Source organism: Acinetobacter tandoii (genome assembly GCF_008867985.1).
Classification (GTDB): Bacteria; Pseudomonadota; Gammaproteobacteria; order Pseudomonadales; family Moraxellaceae; genus Acinetobacter; species Acinetobacter tandoii.
This window is the reverse complement of the sequence record NZ_VXLD01000006.1, coordinates 155,735-172,050: the sequence shown is the minus strand read 5'-3', so window position 1 is coordinate 172,050 and position 16,316 is coordinate 155,735. Positions and strand designations below refer to the sequence as shown.

General features: G+C 41.1%; 14 protein-coding genes. 6 read left to right on the top strand and 8 right to left on the bottom strand.

The annotated features are described in order from the left end of the window. Positions 1 to 42: 42 nt before the first annotated feature. From F4W09_RS10975 to rsfS, 5 genes are all read left to right on the top strand, one after another. Positions 43 to 2,853, top strand: a complete 2,811-nt coding sequence (locus F4W09_RS10975) for a GacS-like sensor histidine kinase (RefSeq protein ID WP_104441473.1) — start codon at positions 43 to 45, stop codon at positions 2,851 to 2,853. Between the two features lie 90 nt (positions 2,854 to 2,943). Then, the gene (locus F4W09_RS10970; protein ID WP_016166149.1) at positions 2,944 to 3,732 is read left to right on the top strand and encodes a crotonase/enoyl-CoA hydratase family protein; all 789 of its coding nucleotides are present in this window, start codon (positions 2,944 to 2,946) and stop codon (positions 3,730 to 3,732) included. Positions 3,733 to 3,769: 37 nt separating this feature from the next. Further along, positions 3,770 to 4,639 (top strand): NAD(P)-dependent oxidoreductase, encoded by an 870-nt coding sequence (locus tag F4W09_RS10965; protein ID WP_151504827.1) that lies wholly within the window; start codon positions 3,770 to 3,772, stop codon positions 4,637 to 4,639. A gap of 18 nt (positions 4,640 to 4,657) precedes the next feature. Next, the gene (locus F4W09_RS10960; protein ID WP_044738977.1) at positions 4,658 to 5,452 is read left to right on the top strand and encodes a hydroxypyruvate isomerase family protein; all 795 of its coding nucleotides are present in this window, start codon (positions 4,658 to 4,660) and stop codon (positions 5,450 to 5,452) included. 75 nt (positions 5,453 to 5,527) lie between these two features. Then, positions 5,528 to 5,929 (top strand): ribosome silencing factor, encoded by a 402-nt coding sequence (rsfS, locus tag F4W09_RS10955; protein WP_016166152.1) that lies wholly within the window; start codon positions 5,528 to 5,530, stop codon positions 5,927 to 5,929. Positions 5,930 to 6,012: 83 nt separating this feature from the next. On the opposite strand, the gene F4W09_RS10950 is transcribed toward rsfS, so the two are convergent. From F4W09_RS10950 to F4W09_RS17140, 8 genes are all read right to left on the bottom strand, one after another. Continuing rightward, positions 6,013 to 6,621, bottom strand: a complete 609-nt coding sequence (locus F4W09_RS10950; RefSeq protein WP_151504826.1) for a hypothetical protein — start codon at positions 6,619 to 6,621, stop codon at positions 6,013 to 6,015. Between the two features lie 12 nt (positions 6,622 to 6,633). Further along, the gene (locus tag F4W09_RS10945) at positions 6,634 to 7,974 is read right to left on the bottom strand and encodes an ammonium transporter (RefSeq protein ID WP_151504825.1); all 1,341 of its coding nucleotides are present in this window, start codon (positions 7,972 to 7,974) and stop codon (positions 6,634 to 6,636) included. A 227-nt stretch (positions 7,975 to 8,201) separates the two neighbouring features. Beyond that, positions 8,202 to 10,301, bottom strand: a complete 2,100-nt coding sequence (locus F4W09_RS10940; protein ID WP_151504824.1) for a TonB-dependent siderophore receptor — start codon at positions 10,299 to 10,301, stop codon at positions 8,202 to 8,204. Between the two features lie 501 nt (positions 10,302 to 10,802). Further along, entirely contained in the window at positions 10,803 to 11,081 is a 279-nt protein-coding gene (locus tag F4W09_RS10935) for a DUF3303 domain-containing protein (RefSeq protein WP_044738980.1), read from the bottom strand. A gap of 434 nt (positions 11,082 to 11,515) precedes the next feature. Beyond that, the gene (locus F4W09_RS10930; RefSeq protein WP_151504823.1) at positions 11,516 to 12,970 is read right to left on the bottom strand and encodes an NAD(P)(+) transhydrogenase (Re/Si-specific) subunit beta; all 1,455 of its coding nucleotides are present in this window, start codon (positions 12,968 to 12,970) and stop codon (positions 11,516 to 11,518) included. Positions 12,971 to 12,973: 3 nt separating this feature from the next. Beyond that, positions 12,974 to 13,297, bottom strand: coding sequence for a proton-translocating transhydrogenase family protein (locus F4W09_RS10925; protein WP_004692331.1), 324 nt, complete (start codon positions 13,295 to 13,297; stop codon positions 12,974 to 12,976). Positions 13,298 to 13,308: 11 nt separating this feature from the next. After that, entirely contained in the window at positions 13,309 to 14,436 is a 1,128-nt protein-coding gene (locus F4W09_RS10920; protein WP_016166158.1) for a Re/Si-specific NAD(P)(+) transhydrogenase subunit alpha, read from the bottom strand. A 121-nt stretch (positions 14,437 to 14,557) separates the two neighbouring features. Continuing rightward, complete coding sequence (locus F4W09_RS17140) at positions 14,558 to 15,067, bottom strand: hypothetical protein (RefSeq protein ID WP_171492427.1); 510 nt, start codon at positions 15,065 to 15,067, stop codon at positions 14,558 to 14,560. A gap of 294 nt (positions 15,068 to 15,361) precedes the next feature. Between F4W09_RS17140 and F4W09_RS10910 the strand changes: the two genes are divergently transcribed. After that, positions 15,362 to 16,288 carry a DMT family transporter gene (locus F4W09_RS10910; protein WP_151504822.1) on the top strand — a complete coding sequence of 309 codons (927 nt, stop codon included), beginning with the start codon at positions 15,362 to 15,364 and terminating at the stop codon, positions 16,286 to 16,288. Positions 16,289 to 16,316 lie beyond the last annotated feature (28 nt).

Below are 16,316 nucleotides of genomic sequence, written 5' to 3'. Positions count from 1 at the left end.
GCATGTTAATATGCTGGGCATAGGGAATTTACTACATTTGCCATGCCGAATATCAACAAAAAGTTATTTAAACGCTTACACTTAAATCATGCCTATGGGCAGCTAATTGCCATGATTTTTGTCCCAATTATGATTTTGGCTTGTGTAGGCACGGCATTGGTTTTATCTGAAACATCGAATGCAGCAAAAGCGCAACAGCGCCAAATGGCGATTGCGATTTTAACCCGTTACCAAAGCACCGCAGAATCAGCACTCGACTTGCTCAATCGCTACCCTTGGCACTATGACCAAGCGCAAAATGCGATGCAATATATGTTCAATGAAAAACTGCTGAATCAAGCCACTATTATTGACCATACTGGTGCTGCGCGACTCAATATTGGTGGTGATGCACATTCAACTTGGCCCAAATACCCAAAAGATAAAAACTTTTTTGGACCAATTAAACTAAATGGCAATCATGTCTATGGCATGCAAATTAATGAATCTTCCAATCAAAAAGGTTGGCTATTGATTGAACTGGACAATCAACCCTTACAAATTGCACGCTATCGTGTCTTGATTGTGTTGGTCGCAACAGGGCTTTTAACCCTATTACTGCTGCTGTTGTGTTTAAACTTCTATTCACGTCGTTGGATTGCGCCGATGTATGAAATTCGGATGCAGTTACAACGTTTGAATGCCGACACACTCGATCAACATATGATCATTAATAGCACAGGCGAACTTCGTCTCCTCCAACGTGATATTGCCAATGTGGTAAAACGACTCCATTTCAGCTTTCTCGAATTAAAAGAACATACTGAACAGACTGAAGATGACTTAAGACGTACCCTCGACACCTTAGAAGTACAAAACATTACTTACCGTCAAGCGCGTGACCAAGCGATTTCAGCGAACCAAGCCAAGTCGGTTTTCTTAGCCAATATCAGTCATGAATTAAGAACGCCTTTAAACAGTATTGATGGTTTTATTCATTTGCTGTTGCGTCAGGGCAATTTAAGTAACGAGCAAAATTTATACCTACAGACGATTCGCAAATCTTCTGCTCATTTGTTGGCATTAATTAATGATGTTTTAGATTTTTCTAAAATTGATGCAGGTAAACTGGAACTGGAAACAGCGCCATTTGATCTTGAAGAAGCTATTTTTGATGTCATGGACATGTTATCGCCATTGGCAGCGCAAAAGCATATTGATATGGCTTTCTACTATGGCGATGACGTACCTAAACAAGTGATTGGTGATACCTTACGCTTTAAACAAATTCTGACCAATCTGATTTCGAATGCCATTAAGTTTACCCCTGATGGCGAAATCATTGTTCGAGTACGCATGAAACATGATGATATCGGGCAATGCTTACTACACTTTAGTGTCCAAGACAGTGGTATTGGCTTAAGTGGTACAGACCGCAAACGTTTATTTGAATCGTTCTCACAAGGTGATGCTTCAGTCACACGTCAATTTGGCGGAACAGGATTAGGACTTGCCATTTCCAAACAGTTGGTGCATTTGATGCAAGGTCAAATTGGTTTTGAAGACAACCAAGAACGAGCACCAACCGAAAAAGGTTCAACCTTCTGGTTTACCGCCATGTTTGCTGTCGATGAAGAATATGAAATTGTTCATCCACAATTCGAACATATGAAAGTGGTGTCTTATTTGGCGCATCCTGCCGCTGCACATGTGCTGCGCCACTATCTCGAAAACTATCAAGTCGAGCATATTGAAACCGCATCGATTCTGGATTTATTTAGTCGCTTGAATCAACTTCAGTCGCAACAAGAAAATACTTGGCTGATTGTGGATCATAGTGGCGACACTCAAGCCATGCTTAAAGAAATCCGCAGTCGCTATACGGGTAGCCTTGCCGTTTATGGTTACCAAATGGCACTCGATCCGAATATGCTGAATGAATATCGCGCACGTCCACTGTATCAACCTCTAAGTCGAAATGCGCTGATTCAATTACTGAGCAATCAGTCCATGTTCCAATCTGAACAACATGAAAACTTTGATGGTCAAGGCTTGCATATTTTAGCTGTCGATGACCATTTACCCAACTTAATTGTCCTAGAAGCCTTACTGGCCGAACTAAACGTCACCACCACCAAAGCGCAAAGCGGTCAGGAAGCCATTGATATTATTCAATCGCGTCTGGAACAAAAACTAAAACCCTTTGATTTGGTCTTTATGGACATTCAAATGCCTGTTATGTCTGGCATTGATACCACACGAGCCATTCGTGCACTGGAGTCTACTTTAGAAGAAGAAACACATCTGCCCATCATTGCACTGACTGCACATGCTTTGGCAGACGAAAAACAAAAACTATTAAAAGTCGGTATGGATGACTATGTAACCAAGCCGATTCAAATTGAACAAATCATTCAAATTTTGACGCATTGGACCAGTAAAAGCTTCGACAAAGCAGCTATCGTGGAAAAAAATATCGTCATTGAAGCACTCGATCCGCAAATTCTAAACTGGCAACAAAGCTTACAACTGGCAGCCAATAAAGAAGATCTAGCAATCGATCTTTTAAAAATGTTAGTCGACAGTTTCCAGACCGAACTCGATGAAATGCAGCAACTGATTGAGTTAGAAGATTTCCCTCAGCTTGAGCATGTTTTACATCGCTTGTACGGCGCTACACGCTACGTGGGCACGCCTAATTTACAAGAATCATCAGGGGCCTTTGAACAATTTATATCGACACTACGTAAAGAAAAGCGACGTGCCGATGAACAGTTCATTCAAGAAACACTTCAACGCTTTGATGATCTAAAACTCATCATGCAACAAGTGAAACAAGCAGCACAGTCGATTTTAAATAAACACGTGCAATAATGTTCGGAAAAAAAGATGTGACTGAGCTGTCATGCAACTGCGTTAGGTGCATGTTATGCTCCGAAACAAAGCAAAATTAGAGTATCCAACATGGCTTTATTACGTGTAGAAAAACAAAACGGAATCGCGACAGTCAGTTTAAACCGCCCAGAGAAGCGCAATGCCATGAGCTTTGCCTTACTGAATGAACTGGTCAAAGTTGCCAATCAACTCAAAAAAGACCGCAGCATTCGTTGTGTTATTTTAACAGGTGAAGCTCATGTATTTAGCGCAGGAATTGATCTTGCCGATTTAAATAATCCCAAGAACCGTGCTTATGCCGCATGGGAATTGGTCAAACCTGGACAAAGCCTCTTTCAGAAAGCCTTTCTCATTTGGCAAGAACTGCCTGTGCCTGTCATTGCAGCATTAGAAGGTTTTTGCTTTGGGGCGGGTATGCAATTGGCTTTGGCTGCGGATATTCGTATTGCTCATCCTGACACGCAAATGTCAATTATGGAAAGCCGTTGGGGGTTGGTGCCTGACATGGGCTTAAGCCGTTCACTCAAAGGGGTAATTGGCTTAGATTTAGCCAAAGAGTTGACCCTCACTGCTCGTATTTTCGATGCTAACTATGCCAAAACTATTGGTTTAGTCACGCATTTGTCTGAAACTCCGTTACAACAAGCGCAAGCCCTTGCAGAAGAAATGCTGCAACGCTCCCCAGATGCCTTGGCTGCAGCCAAGCAAGTATTGGATGCAATGGAGCATCAACCACGTAAATCTTTACGTTTAGAAAAAATTTGGCAACTGAAACTTTTATTAGGTAAAAACAGTCAACTGGCGCGTAAAAAAGATAAACAACCTGAAGTTCAATTTGTTCCACGTCAGTTTCAATAAAGTTTAGGCAACATACATAAGCTATAGAGAGATTCCTATGAGTTTTGATCGTAATACAAAAATTGCATTTCTAGGTATGGGACTCATGGGGAGCCGTATGGCCACCCGATTGCTTCAAGCTGGATTTGAAGTGGCTGTATGGAACAGAACTGCTGCTGCCTGCGATGTGCTCATTGATTTAGGTGCAACTGCGCTAAAACTAGAAAACATTGCAGACTATCCCGTCATCTTAACCTGTCTTTCGGATGATTCGGCTGCACAACAGGTGATTGAAAAAATTCAGCCCTTCTGGACTGCCAATCAAGTGGTTGTGGATTTCTCTAGCTTATCTGTGGATAAAACCAAAACACTGGCGTTATTAGCACAACAAGATAACGTACATTGGATTGACTCACCTGTTTCTGGCGGAACAGCGGGTGCCGAACAAGGCACACTGGTTATTTTTGCAGGGGGCGATGCCGAAATCATTCAAAACTTAAGTCTGATTTATAATGTACTTTCACAACGCGTCACACGTATGGGAGAAACAGGAACAGGACAAGCCACCAAAATTTGCAACCAATTAATTGTAGCCGCCAGCAGCACCTTAATAGCAGAAGCAGTTGCCTTAGCACGTCAAGCGGGTGTCGATACCACTCTACTTGCTCCAGCATTGGCAGGTGGATTTGCCGACTCAAAACCTTTTCAAATTTTAACACCAAGAATGGCCAATCATCAGTTTGAACCTGTACAATGGAAGGTGAAGACTTTATCAAAAGATTTAAATAATGCTGTGCAGTTGGCTGAAAAATTTCAATTAGATATTCCAGTTGCAAAAAAAGCATTATGGGAATTGCAGGCACACCAAAATAAAGGCTATGCTGAATCAGATTTAGCCACTGTAATTCAACATGTTGAAACAGAATAATAATGCAGGAGCAAGCTCATGACTAAACTCGCAGTGAATCTTTCCATGATCTTTACTGAAGTGCCACTCATCGAACGTTTTGCACTGGCTTATGCTCATGGCTTTAAGCATATTGAAATTCAATTCCCTTATGAGCTCAGTATTGCTGAAATTCAAAATCAACTGACCCAGCATGATTTAAGTTTATGCCTCATTAATGTGCCTGCTGGAGACCTTATGCAAGGCGGTAATGGTTTGGCTGGTATTCCAGGCAGAGAACAAGAATTTCATCAAGCCTTAGAATTAGCAATTCAATATGCCGTTGCGTTAAAAGTACCAAGTGTCAACATTTTAGCGGGTAAACAACCGCTCGATTGTGACTTATTACCCTGCCTAAATACTTTAGCCAAAAACTTAAAACTCGCTTGCTTTATGCTGGCAGAACATCATATTCAACCTGTGTTTGAAATGATTAATGGCACAGATATGCCACGCTTCCTCATTCAAAATGTTGCGCAAGCTCAGGAAATTTTGGAAGCTGTTCAGCATCCCGCACTCAAAATGCAATACGATTGTTATCACATGGCAATGATGGGCGAAGATGTACTGGCTGAATTGAAAGAAAATATTTTAGAAATTGGGCATATTCAATTTGCAGATTGTCCTGGGCGACATGAACCTGACACCGCACAAATTCACTTTAAAGAAATTTTTGACTGGTTAAGTCACAGTGATTATGCAGGTTTTATCGCGGCAGAATATCGACCACAAGCCCACTCGAACCATTCATTTGCGTGGAAAAACAAGTACTTTGCTGAGCATCCACAAAGTTAAAAAACAGACAATTGAAATTTGGTGATAAAACCGCTATATTAGATGATGAGTTATTGTCAGGAATTATGACCCTTTATGAATTTAGAACCATCGCCCAGCGCTTCTAATTCTCTCGATCTCGCAATGAATTCTCAAGCTCAAGATGTACAAGCTTGCTTAAAAGTTGTACATGAAGCTCTATTAGATGTAAAAGCAAAAGATATTATCGAACTTGATGTTAGTAGCATTAGCAATGTCGCCGATGCGATTGTGATTGCAAGTGGTACATCAACTCGTCATGTGAAAGCGCTCGCAGATAATGTGGCTGAAGAAGCACGTAAAGCTGGCTTCCGCCCTATCGGTGTCGAAGGCGAGCGTGATGCAGAATGGATTTTAATTGACCTTGGACTTGTCGTAGTTCATGTCATGTTGCCGACTGCGCGTAAATTTTACGACTTAGAAAGTTTATGGCGTACAGCTCCAGAATCTGTAGCATAAGAAAAATGACCAACTTGGTCTACAAAAGCCAGTTAATCTTGGAATTAACTGGCTTTTTTGTTATCTAAATTTAAGTCAACTGCTTAAATTAGTTGATGTAAATCAACATCCATAAATTGTTGTTTAATTTGTTCTTTTGCACGTGCAAAAACAAAGTCAGCTTTGGTCGGTCCATAAAACTCACAATAAACTTCGTAAATTGCAGTAATCACCTGCGAATAACTCATAATCGGCAAGTCGCTGATAAACTCAACATCATGTATTGCGGCTTGTTCTACTACAGCATACCCAAGATCAGTTAGTCGCTGTTTCACATCCTGATCAAAGTCTGCAAAATCTACTTGTACTACACCTTTGACCACATATCCCACAAATTGCGCAAAGGCATCACTCAATTGTCCTGAAACCAAAGCCTCTTGTTTTTCCGGAGGTTTGACTTGAAGTAAAACCTGTTTTTCGACTTCGGCAATTTCGAATAAAACCTGACGCAACATATCTTTACGGTAAAAACGCAGTTCGTCCGTATTACACACTTCGCTTAAAAAGCGATTGAGTACAAAAGAAGGCTTATCTCCATATTCCTGCTCCCAATAGCTCAGAACGCGTTCCAAAGCGATTCCCTTCAAATATTGGCTTAAACCACGCTCAATCGCTGTTCTTTTTTGTCCTATGGTGAGTAATTCATTTGGCATGCTCAGCACTCCTTAATGACGTTTAGTCATACCATCAGTTTCAAAAGTTACATCGCGTTGAAACTCTGGATAAGATAATTCTGCGTGTTCGGTATAGTCTAGGCCACGCTGCTCATGCTGCTTACTGACGCGCAAGCTACCCAATACTTTTTCAAGTACTTTAAACACCACAAATGCCACCCCAAAACCCCAAACAAAACCAGCAATCACACCTAAAAATTGAATTGAAATAATTTGCGAATTGAATGGACTGGCTTCATAAAACAAACCTGCTGCGATAGTTCCCCATGCTCCACAAAAGCCATGTACCGTCACGGCATCTACCACATCATCCAACTTCAACTTTTCAATCAAAACTGGCACAACACTCACCACCAGACCTGCAGCCAAACCCGTCACAATTGCAAACAATGGCGTCATTGTTGCGCAACCTGCTGTAATCGCAACCAAGCCCCCCAAAGATGCATTAATGGTGGTACGGATAAGAATCGCTTTTCCACGCAGCAATGCATAAAACATATAAGCAACGGCGGCTGCACAAGCGGCCAAGTGCGTATTCAAGGCAATCCGCCCAATACTCACTGTCGCATTGATCGTCGAAGCTGCATTAAAGCCAAACCATGCCAACCATAAAATAAAACCGCCCAATGCCACTAACGGAACATTATGTCCCGCCAAATAATGTGACTGTCCATTACGACCAAAGCGTCCTAAGCGTGGACCTAAAACGACAATCCCAGCCAAAGCCACCCAACCGCCAATCGAATGCACCACGGTTGAACCTGCGAAGTCGATAAAACCCAATGACTTTAACCAGCCCTCACCTTCAAACAGACTGCCCCATGCCCAACTACCAAACACTGGGTAAATTAGCCCACTTACAAATGCTGCACTCACTACATAGGCAACAAAGTGAATTCGTTCTGCCATGGCACCGCTAGCAATGGTGGTTGCGGTTGCCGCAAACATCATTTGGAAGAACAATAAGTTCCAATGCCAATCATCCAAATGATTGGGAGCAAAATGACTGGTACCAAACCATCCTGTAGGATTTATGCCAAACATTAAGCCAAAGCCAAGTAACCAGAAAATCAAGCCTCCTAAGCATGTATCCATGTAGTTTTTCATCAGGACATTAACCGTATTTTTGCCACGTACAGAACCACTTTCCACCAAAGCAAAACCAGCTTGCATAAAAAATACCAAGATCCCGCCCATCACTACCCAAACACTGTCCAGTGAAAGTCGAATTTCTTGGATATTTTGTGCTGGCGTGGCTACAGCATCAGCAGCAAAGCCTGTTGTTGTAACACCCCATAAACTTAGTAAAAGTAGATAAATTATTTTTTTCATGAACATCCCCCGAAGTCTGTTCACAAAAATGCAAAATCAGTGCCAAATACAACACATATTTTTTATCAAGTGCTGAACCAACCGAACTGCATAACCGTGCTTTTATCTTACTTAGCCATATACAGCTTTATTCTCTATCCTGGTTACTGTTCAAATCGATACGGGAAACAGGCATAAAAAAACCACCCCAAAGGGTGGTTTTTATTTAAGATAACCAGCGTGGACGATTAAAATTTATAGCGCACATTAAAATTGACCTGACGTTCATCCCCCACGGTCACAACATTGTTACTTAGACCACCAGCATAATATTCCTTATCAAAGATATTTTTCGCATTCACACTGGCTTGCCACGTTCCAGCATCATAGCCCATCTCCGTATCAAATAAAGCATAGCCTGGAAGAGTATAATCGTATTTATAACTGCTCTTTTTCGATTCGCTACGTACCCCAGCTCCGACAAACCAACCTTGTAATGCACCTTGATTAAATTCATATCGTGTATTTAGGTTAAACATTTGCTCAGAAACATTGTTTAAGCGTTTCCCTTCATAACTACTGATTTCGTTATCAACAATACGCGCAGTCGGTAAATAGCTATAGTTAGCATTCACCACCCAATTTGGTAAGATCCGTACAGCGAGCTCAGTCTCAATACCCTGAGTATTCTCTTCACCCGTCTGATATTTATCTCCATTAGCATCGCTCGACACCACATTAAAACGGGTCAAATCAAACCATGCCAAACTGGCTTGTAAGCGCTGATCTAAAGTCTGAAACTTAAGGCCCACTTCATATTGTTTGGCTTTTTCAGGGTCAAATACATTCCCATTCACATCTACATCAGTCACGGGTAAAAATGAAGTAGAATAGCTCACATATGGCGAAATCCAGTCATTATAGGTATATAAACCTGCAATACTGCCCGAAAATGCCTGACTACTTTTACTGCTCTCATTGTCATTGTAATTACTTTTAGCATCGATGGATGCCCAATCATGACGCAAACCGAGATTGATATTCAACCGATCCGTCATATCCACTTGGTCTTTTAAATATACCCCCATGGTTTTTAACGTTGTTTCGACGCTGTCACTGCGTAAGGTCTTGGTGGCACACCAGTCCTGATTGGTATAACGAGGTGCATAAATATTTAAAGCCGTGATCGTACAATTATAGTTCCAGATATCACGGGTATCATGCATGCCATCTAAACCCAACATAATGTGATGCTGCATATTGCCCAGTTCGACTGTTTTGGCAATATTATTATCAATACTGAAATTTATATCATCATAATGCTGATCACGCCCCTGACGGGTGATGGTGCTACTGTTCGCTGTAGATTTATTAATAAACACTGCTTGCCCATCTAAACGAGAATTTTGTACCGCAAAATTCTGTTTAAACGTCCAACCATCATCAAAGATATGTTTCAGGTTATAACCAATACGCATGCTGTCAGAAAGATATGGATCGACACTTGGCTCACCAATAAATAAATGCCGGCTCACCTGCCCGTTGCTATTTGGCAAAATACTGCCGTAGACAGGTAAACCCTGTTGGCGAACATATTCTTTATGGTTGTAACTCGCAATCACCGACAAATCAGTCTTATCGCCCAAGTCGAAATTATACGAAGGCGAGATATAAAAGTTTTTAAAATACACATGATCCGTTGCATCATCTTGATCTGAATAATTCGCATTTAAACGCCATGCCGCTTTATCCGAACCTTCAATGGTATGGTTGGTATCTACCCCAATTTGGCGCAAATTATGACTGCCGTAGCGCAAGTCCAACTGATTAAAATCATCCTGTACAGGACGTTTAGTCACCAAATTCACAATCCCACCTGGCGCGGTTTGCCCAAAATCCATTGAATCTGGACCTTTCACCACCTCAATCCGCTCTAGACCTGTAATATTGCTTGGTGAATCCGAGGCTTGTGCCTGACGTAAACCATCGACATAAATTGCATCGGATGACAATTGCCCACGAATAATAAAATCATCTGCACCACGGCGACCCAATGGAGCTGAAATGACCCCAGCCACACCTTGAATGGCATCGGTCAAGTTCATGGCTTGTTTTTTTTCAATTTGTTCTTTGGTAACCACCGAAACCGATTTTGCTGTTTTAAATAAAGGCTGCTCCGACTTTAAACTTTGCGTAGTGGTAGGCACATCACCATCGGATTGTGAATTTGCAGCAGTTAAAGTAATCGTCGGGAGTACATTATCTTCTGCAAAAGCGGGTTGAATTACAGATAAAATTGCCAATGCCAAACTGCTTGGCATAAACCCCAAAAGAGTATTTTTTTTCATAAAATCTTAAAAATAGAAGAGTAAAAGAATATTCAAAAATATTAAACTTATTAATAATCTTTCTCAATAAAAATTAGAAAAAATAACAACTCAGCAATAACTTTATGAAAATATTAATGAAAGTTCTATTTGAAAAGTAAAATCCAGATAGCAATTATCAAAACTGCTCAACTAACATCTTTCATAAAACAGAATTAAAATTAATGATTTAAATAAATCATGTAGTAAAAATTAATAATTTTAATTAAATGCAGCACGACTAAAATGCAGCTTATTCTTTTATTCCTAAAAAAGGACAATTCGAAAAATTGAGTATCTATTATGTTTAAACTGTTAAAAATACCAAAAACAACTCCCACCTCGTAGAGCAATGAATCCCGCATTGAGAGCTATCCCATGCCGAGATAACTCTCAATGAGATCTACCTAGACGGATCCAAACGCACTGAGAATTTTGAAGCTATACTGTTCTCATCAGATCAATCAAGGATAACAATACACCCTACTTGGAGAGTGCAGCAATCATCAATGGTGCTGCTTGTTCATCCACTAAAGCAGGCACTATCTGCATACAAAGCAGGTCATTCCATTCTAACACCCATTGCTGGATCAACTCAGCATCATTTGCCTCAATAATTGCAACACCAGAGAGCTGTGCAATGGCATGCCATCGACCCAACATTTTTATGCCCGCAGGTGCTGTTCCTCCTGTTTTCAAAAATCGCTCCATTGCGGCATTACGATTTTCAGGGCGAATACTATAATTCACTATAAATAACATAAGTCACCTCTCGCACTTGATTGGCGCACCTAACTTGATCACATGAGAGAATATACAAACAGATAAATTCACATGCGTTATACTGCCGATAAATCTCTACGCAGTTACATCTGACCATCAAACCTCTTCGTCATTTAAATCACTTACCTTTACATTTTGATCGCTTTTTAATCGATTTCAAAGAACACCAGTACCTAAAATTATTCAAACAAATATTACAAACAAAAGGTTTTAAACATTTCACTTAGTCCATAGAAGTAGTAGATGATGCACTCAATACTCCCTCATTCCTTCCTACCAAAAAACTTAATATAAAAAATAAATCATAGGCTTACCCTATGAAGACTAAATTTCAGGCATAAAAAAACCACCCCGAAGGATGGTTTTAATCTCCCTAAATCCCTCTTTATAAAAGAGGGACTTGAGACTTTCATTTAGTGTCCGCCACCATTAATGGCTTTGGTCATATCTTCAACCACTTTCTTCGCATCACCGAAGACCATCATGGTTTTTTCATTGTAGAACAAATCATTGTCTAAGCCCGCGTAACCTGTCGCCATAGAGCGTTTGATCACCATAATCGTACGTGCTTTATGAGCTTCAAGAATCGGCATACCATAAATCGGCGAGCTTGGATCATCTTTTGCCGCAGGGTTTACAACGTCGTTCGCACCGATTACTAATACCACATCAGTTGCAGGGAAGTCAGAGTTGATTTCATCCATCTCCAAGATATCTTCATACGCCACATCTGCTTCTGCCAACAGTACGTTCATGTGACCAGGCATACGACCTGCAACTGGGTGAATCGCAAAGCGAACTTTTACACCCTGTTCTTTCAAGATTTCACACAACTCTTTTACCGCATTCTGCGCACGACCTTGCGCCATACCATAACCCGGTACAATCACCACGCTGTCCGCATTTGACATTAAGAAGCCTGCGTCATCTGCCGAACCAGAACGATGGTTACGTTGAACTTGTTCACCTTTGTCTGCTGATACAACTGCTGCACCACCCATCGCACCACCAAACAATACGTTGATGATTGAACGGTTCATCGCTTTACACATGATGTAAGACAGAATCGCACCAGAAGAACCAACCAATGAACCTGCAACGATCAACATATTGTTTTCAAGCGTAAAACCAATACCTGCCGCAGCCCAACCAGAGAATGAGTTCAATAGCGAAACCACAACTGGCATATCGCCACCACCGACTGGTGCAATCCACACCCAACCGAATGCAAGTGCAAGTGCTGTCATCGCCCAGAATGCAGCCATGTTACCCGTTGTAAAGAAGTAGATACCACACGCCAACATTGCAATGAAAATGAGAGCCTGTACAGGTTTAACCCATGTACCAGAAATGGTTTTTGCCCACTTTTTCGCAGCCAACTTACCATATGCAAATACTGATGCGGTAAATGTGATCGCACCCACAAAACAACCCACGAACAATTCAAATAAATGAACTTTGCTCATGTGAGCATGCTGTACACCCGCAGCCGTTAAAGCAGCTTCATTTTCAGCAAACAATGCTGTTAATTGGTTGTTATGCAAGATTGCAGCAATCGCAATCAATACCGCCGCCAGACCCACCAATGAGTGCATTAATGCCACTGTTTCTGGCATTTGTGTCATTGGAACGGTACGTGCACGAGCAATACCTACGACTGCACCGAGTACCATCGCACCACCAATCATCCAAATCACAGGATGGTCGGCCACAAAGAAGGTGGTCACAACAGCAATCGCCATTGCGATCATGCCATAACGGTTACCTTGAATCGCTGTTTTTGGACCAGACAAACCACGTAACGTTAAAATAAAGAGGACAGCACCAATCAGGTAGAACCAATCCGCATAGTCTCGAATAAATTCCATATATTAGCCCTCTTTTTTCTTTTGCTTTGGCTTAAACATTTCAAGCATACGTGCGGTTACTGCGAAGCCACCGAAAATATTGATACTTGCCAAGAACACGGCAATTGCACCAAGAATGCTCACAACATTTACACTTTGGAATGCAACATTCGCATCAACACCAATTGCAGGAATCCCCACAGTTTGAATCATTGCACCCACCACGATGATCGATGACAACGCATTGGTTACTGCCATAAGCGGGGTATGTAATGCTGGTGTTACGCCCCACACCACGTAATAACCTACGAAGATGGCAAGGACAAAAATAGTAATTGTTTCAACCATGAAAAATCTCCTTACGCACGCTTCAACAGCACTTGGCTGCCATGAGTGACCAATAGGGCTTTTTGAATTTCATCTTCTTGATTTAAGACAAAATTTTTGTCTTTATCAAACAATGTTTCGACAAAATTGAAAACGTTACGTGCATAAAGTGCTGAAGCTTCAGTCGACACTGTAGATGGAATATTTGGGACACCCAAAATTTTCACACCATTTTCAGTCATCACTGTCTCACCAACTTTAGAACCTTCAACGTTACCACCAGTTTCAACTGCCATATCTAAAATGACAGAGCCTGGTTTCATTTTGGCAACAGTTTCGGCACGGATAAGACGCGGTGCATCACGACCTGGTAAGAGTGCAGTTGTAATCACAATATCGGCATTAGAAACCGCTTTATCGACAATCGCAGCTTGGTCTTTAATGTATTGCTCACCCGGCATCCAGCCATAACCATTCTTGGCAGCATCTGCAGCTTTTTGCTTTTCTTCATCAGACATTGGTACGTCTAACCATTTACCGCCTAAAGACTCTACTTGGTCTTTTGCAGTTGGGCGCAAATCGGTCGCTTCCACAACCGCACCTAAGCGTTTTGCAGTCGCAATCGCTTGTAAACCCGCAACCCCTACACCCATGATCACGATACGAGCTGGTTTAACCGTACCCGCAGCGGTCATTAACATTGGGAACATACGTTGATATTCTGCCGCCGCCAAAAGTACAGATTTATAACCTGCAAGGTTAGCTTGAGAAGACAATACATCCATGTTTTGCGCACGAGATAAAGTACGAGGCAATAATTCCAATGCAAATGCAGACACGTTTTGCGATGCAAATTGATCTAGTTCGGTATTGCGGTAAGGGTCAAACATTGCAACTACAGTGGTGTTTGGCTCTAACTTTTGAATTTCCTCACCTTTAGGAGCGCGAACTTTCAAAATCATCTGACTGCCCACATAGGCATCATCTGTAATCTTAGCACCGACTTGTTCATAAGCACTGTCAATATAAGCCGCCTTTACACCAGCGCCACGTTGAATGACCACACTATGACCAGCGTTGATCAATTTCTTTACTGTCTCTGGCGTAGCAGCTACACGATTTTCACCGACGACAGTTTCGGTAGGGATTCCGATCTGCATGAGCGTTCCTCAAGCTAAATTTCTCTAGTAAACACCGTTAGAAACGATGTTCCCTCTGGATGTGTTCTTGTTGAATTTTGGATTCTAATTGAACTTTTTTAAATTACCACCCAATATTTATTTAATAAATACCCTCATTTTGAACTGATGATTCATAAAAATAATTATTCGATATATCATTCGTCGGTTTTGCCCAGCACATTGCAAAACCGAGTCTGTGTTCAATTGGCTCGTGTTTTATTTCATGGGTCAGAATCTTGTTTGTTTTTTTAAAAGCATAAGCGTTAGACCACAACAAGTGGTTTTTCTGACAAAATTTCCTGTTCATCCCCTGTGAAGAAAATCGTCCTGAGACTATACAAATTTCAGGTATTTTTAAGTTTTTCTCTGCAAAATTGACTGAGATGACAATTTGGTCAATCTCGAACCTTTTTAATGGCATAAATTCTAAGCAGAAATTTTCAAATTTTGTCTCTTCATTAGACTCTTTATAAATGCAGCTTTCCCTTCGTGCTTTCTCATTCTTAATATAAATATGAAATATGACCAAAGTCGGATAATGCAGAAAATTTAATTCAAAAAAACTTTTCAAATCATTTAATCTGATGATGCAATATGTTTCATTCGACATATTTTGCACTGTTTTAGGTCATTTATTATTCACATTGCGTTAAAATCTTCTTTTCAGCTCAATCAAAATCCAAATGTATCCATAGAAAGTTCTCACTAAAGCAAAAGTATTTGGATATTTATGCAATTCTGAAGCAAAAACAGCCATGTATTTATATAACTTTATCCTATGTATTTTTGTCTTTTCATTCCAAAGAGTATGAGGATTGATCATTTTTTTGCATTTTTCACTTTCAGCCCAAAAGCCTATACTGCATATCGGTAGCCATCCTATCTTTTTAAAAAGTTATATTTCATGAATCTCTCTTTATCTCGCACCCAACTTGGCAGTTTGTTTGCGATTGGTGCGGCATTTTTATTCAGTAGCAAAGCGATTTTTATTAAACAAGCTTATGCCTTATCACCTTTGGTAGATGCCACACTCTTGATGGCGCTTCGAATGGCTTGTGCCTTACCGTTTTTTCTACTGATCTGTTGGTTCAATCGAGAAAAGAGCAAAAGCTTACAGGCAAAAGATTGGGGGCTGCTCATGGTGGCAGGCCTGATGGGGTACTACTTTGCCAGTTGGTTGGACTTTTTAGGTTTAATGTATATCAGTGCGTCTTTAGAACGCATTATCTTATTCCTCTACCCTACTTTAACTGTATTGGCTTCTTGTGTGCTGTATCGCCAAAAACTTTCGGTCAAAAGTATGCTCGCCATTGTGCTTAGTTACGGAGGGACTGTTTTGGTGATGCTTCAGGAGCAACAACATGCGCCTGTTCAAGAACATTTCTGGCTGGGTGCAAGCCTTGTGTTTGCCAGTGCAATCGCCTTTGCTGCCTATCTATTACTAACGCCCCCGCTGATTCAAAAATTTGGCTCATGGAATTTTACAGGTCTGGCTTTAACAACCGCTTGCCTTGGCACACTGGTACAATTTTTTTGGGTCACTCCTCATCCTCTATTATTGGTGCAACAACTTCCTGTTGGGGTACTTTGGTATGGTCTGGCACTGGGCTTCTTTGTCACCGTCGTTCCGACTGTACTCCTGATGCAAAGTATTGCACGGCTTGGGGCAGCTCAATCCGCCATGATTGCATCGGTTGGCCCTATCCTGACCATTTTATTGGCAGTCGCTTTTTTAAATGAACATTTGAATTTTTGGCAATGGATCGGTTGTTTACTCAATATTGTCGGAATTATGATGATTACCTTATCCAAGAAAAAGCTTGCCAACTAATACCTGCTAACATCAGTAATCGTGCAAG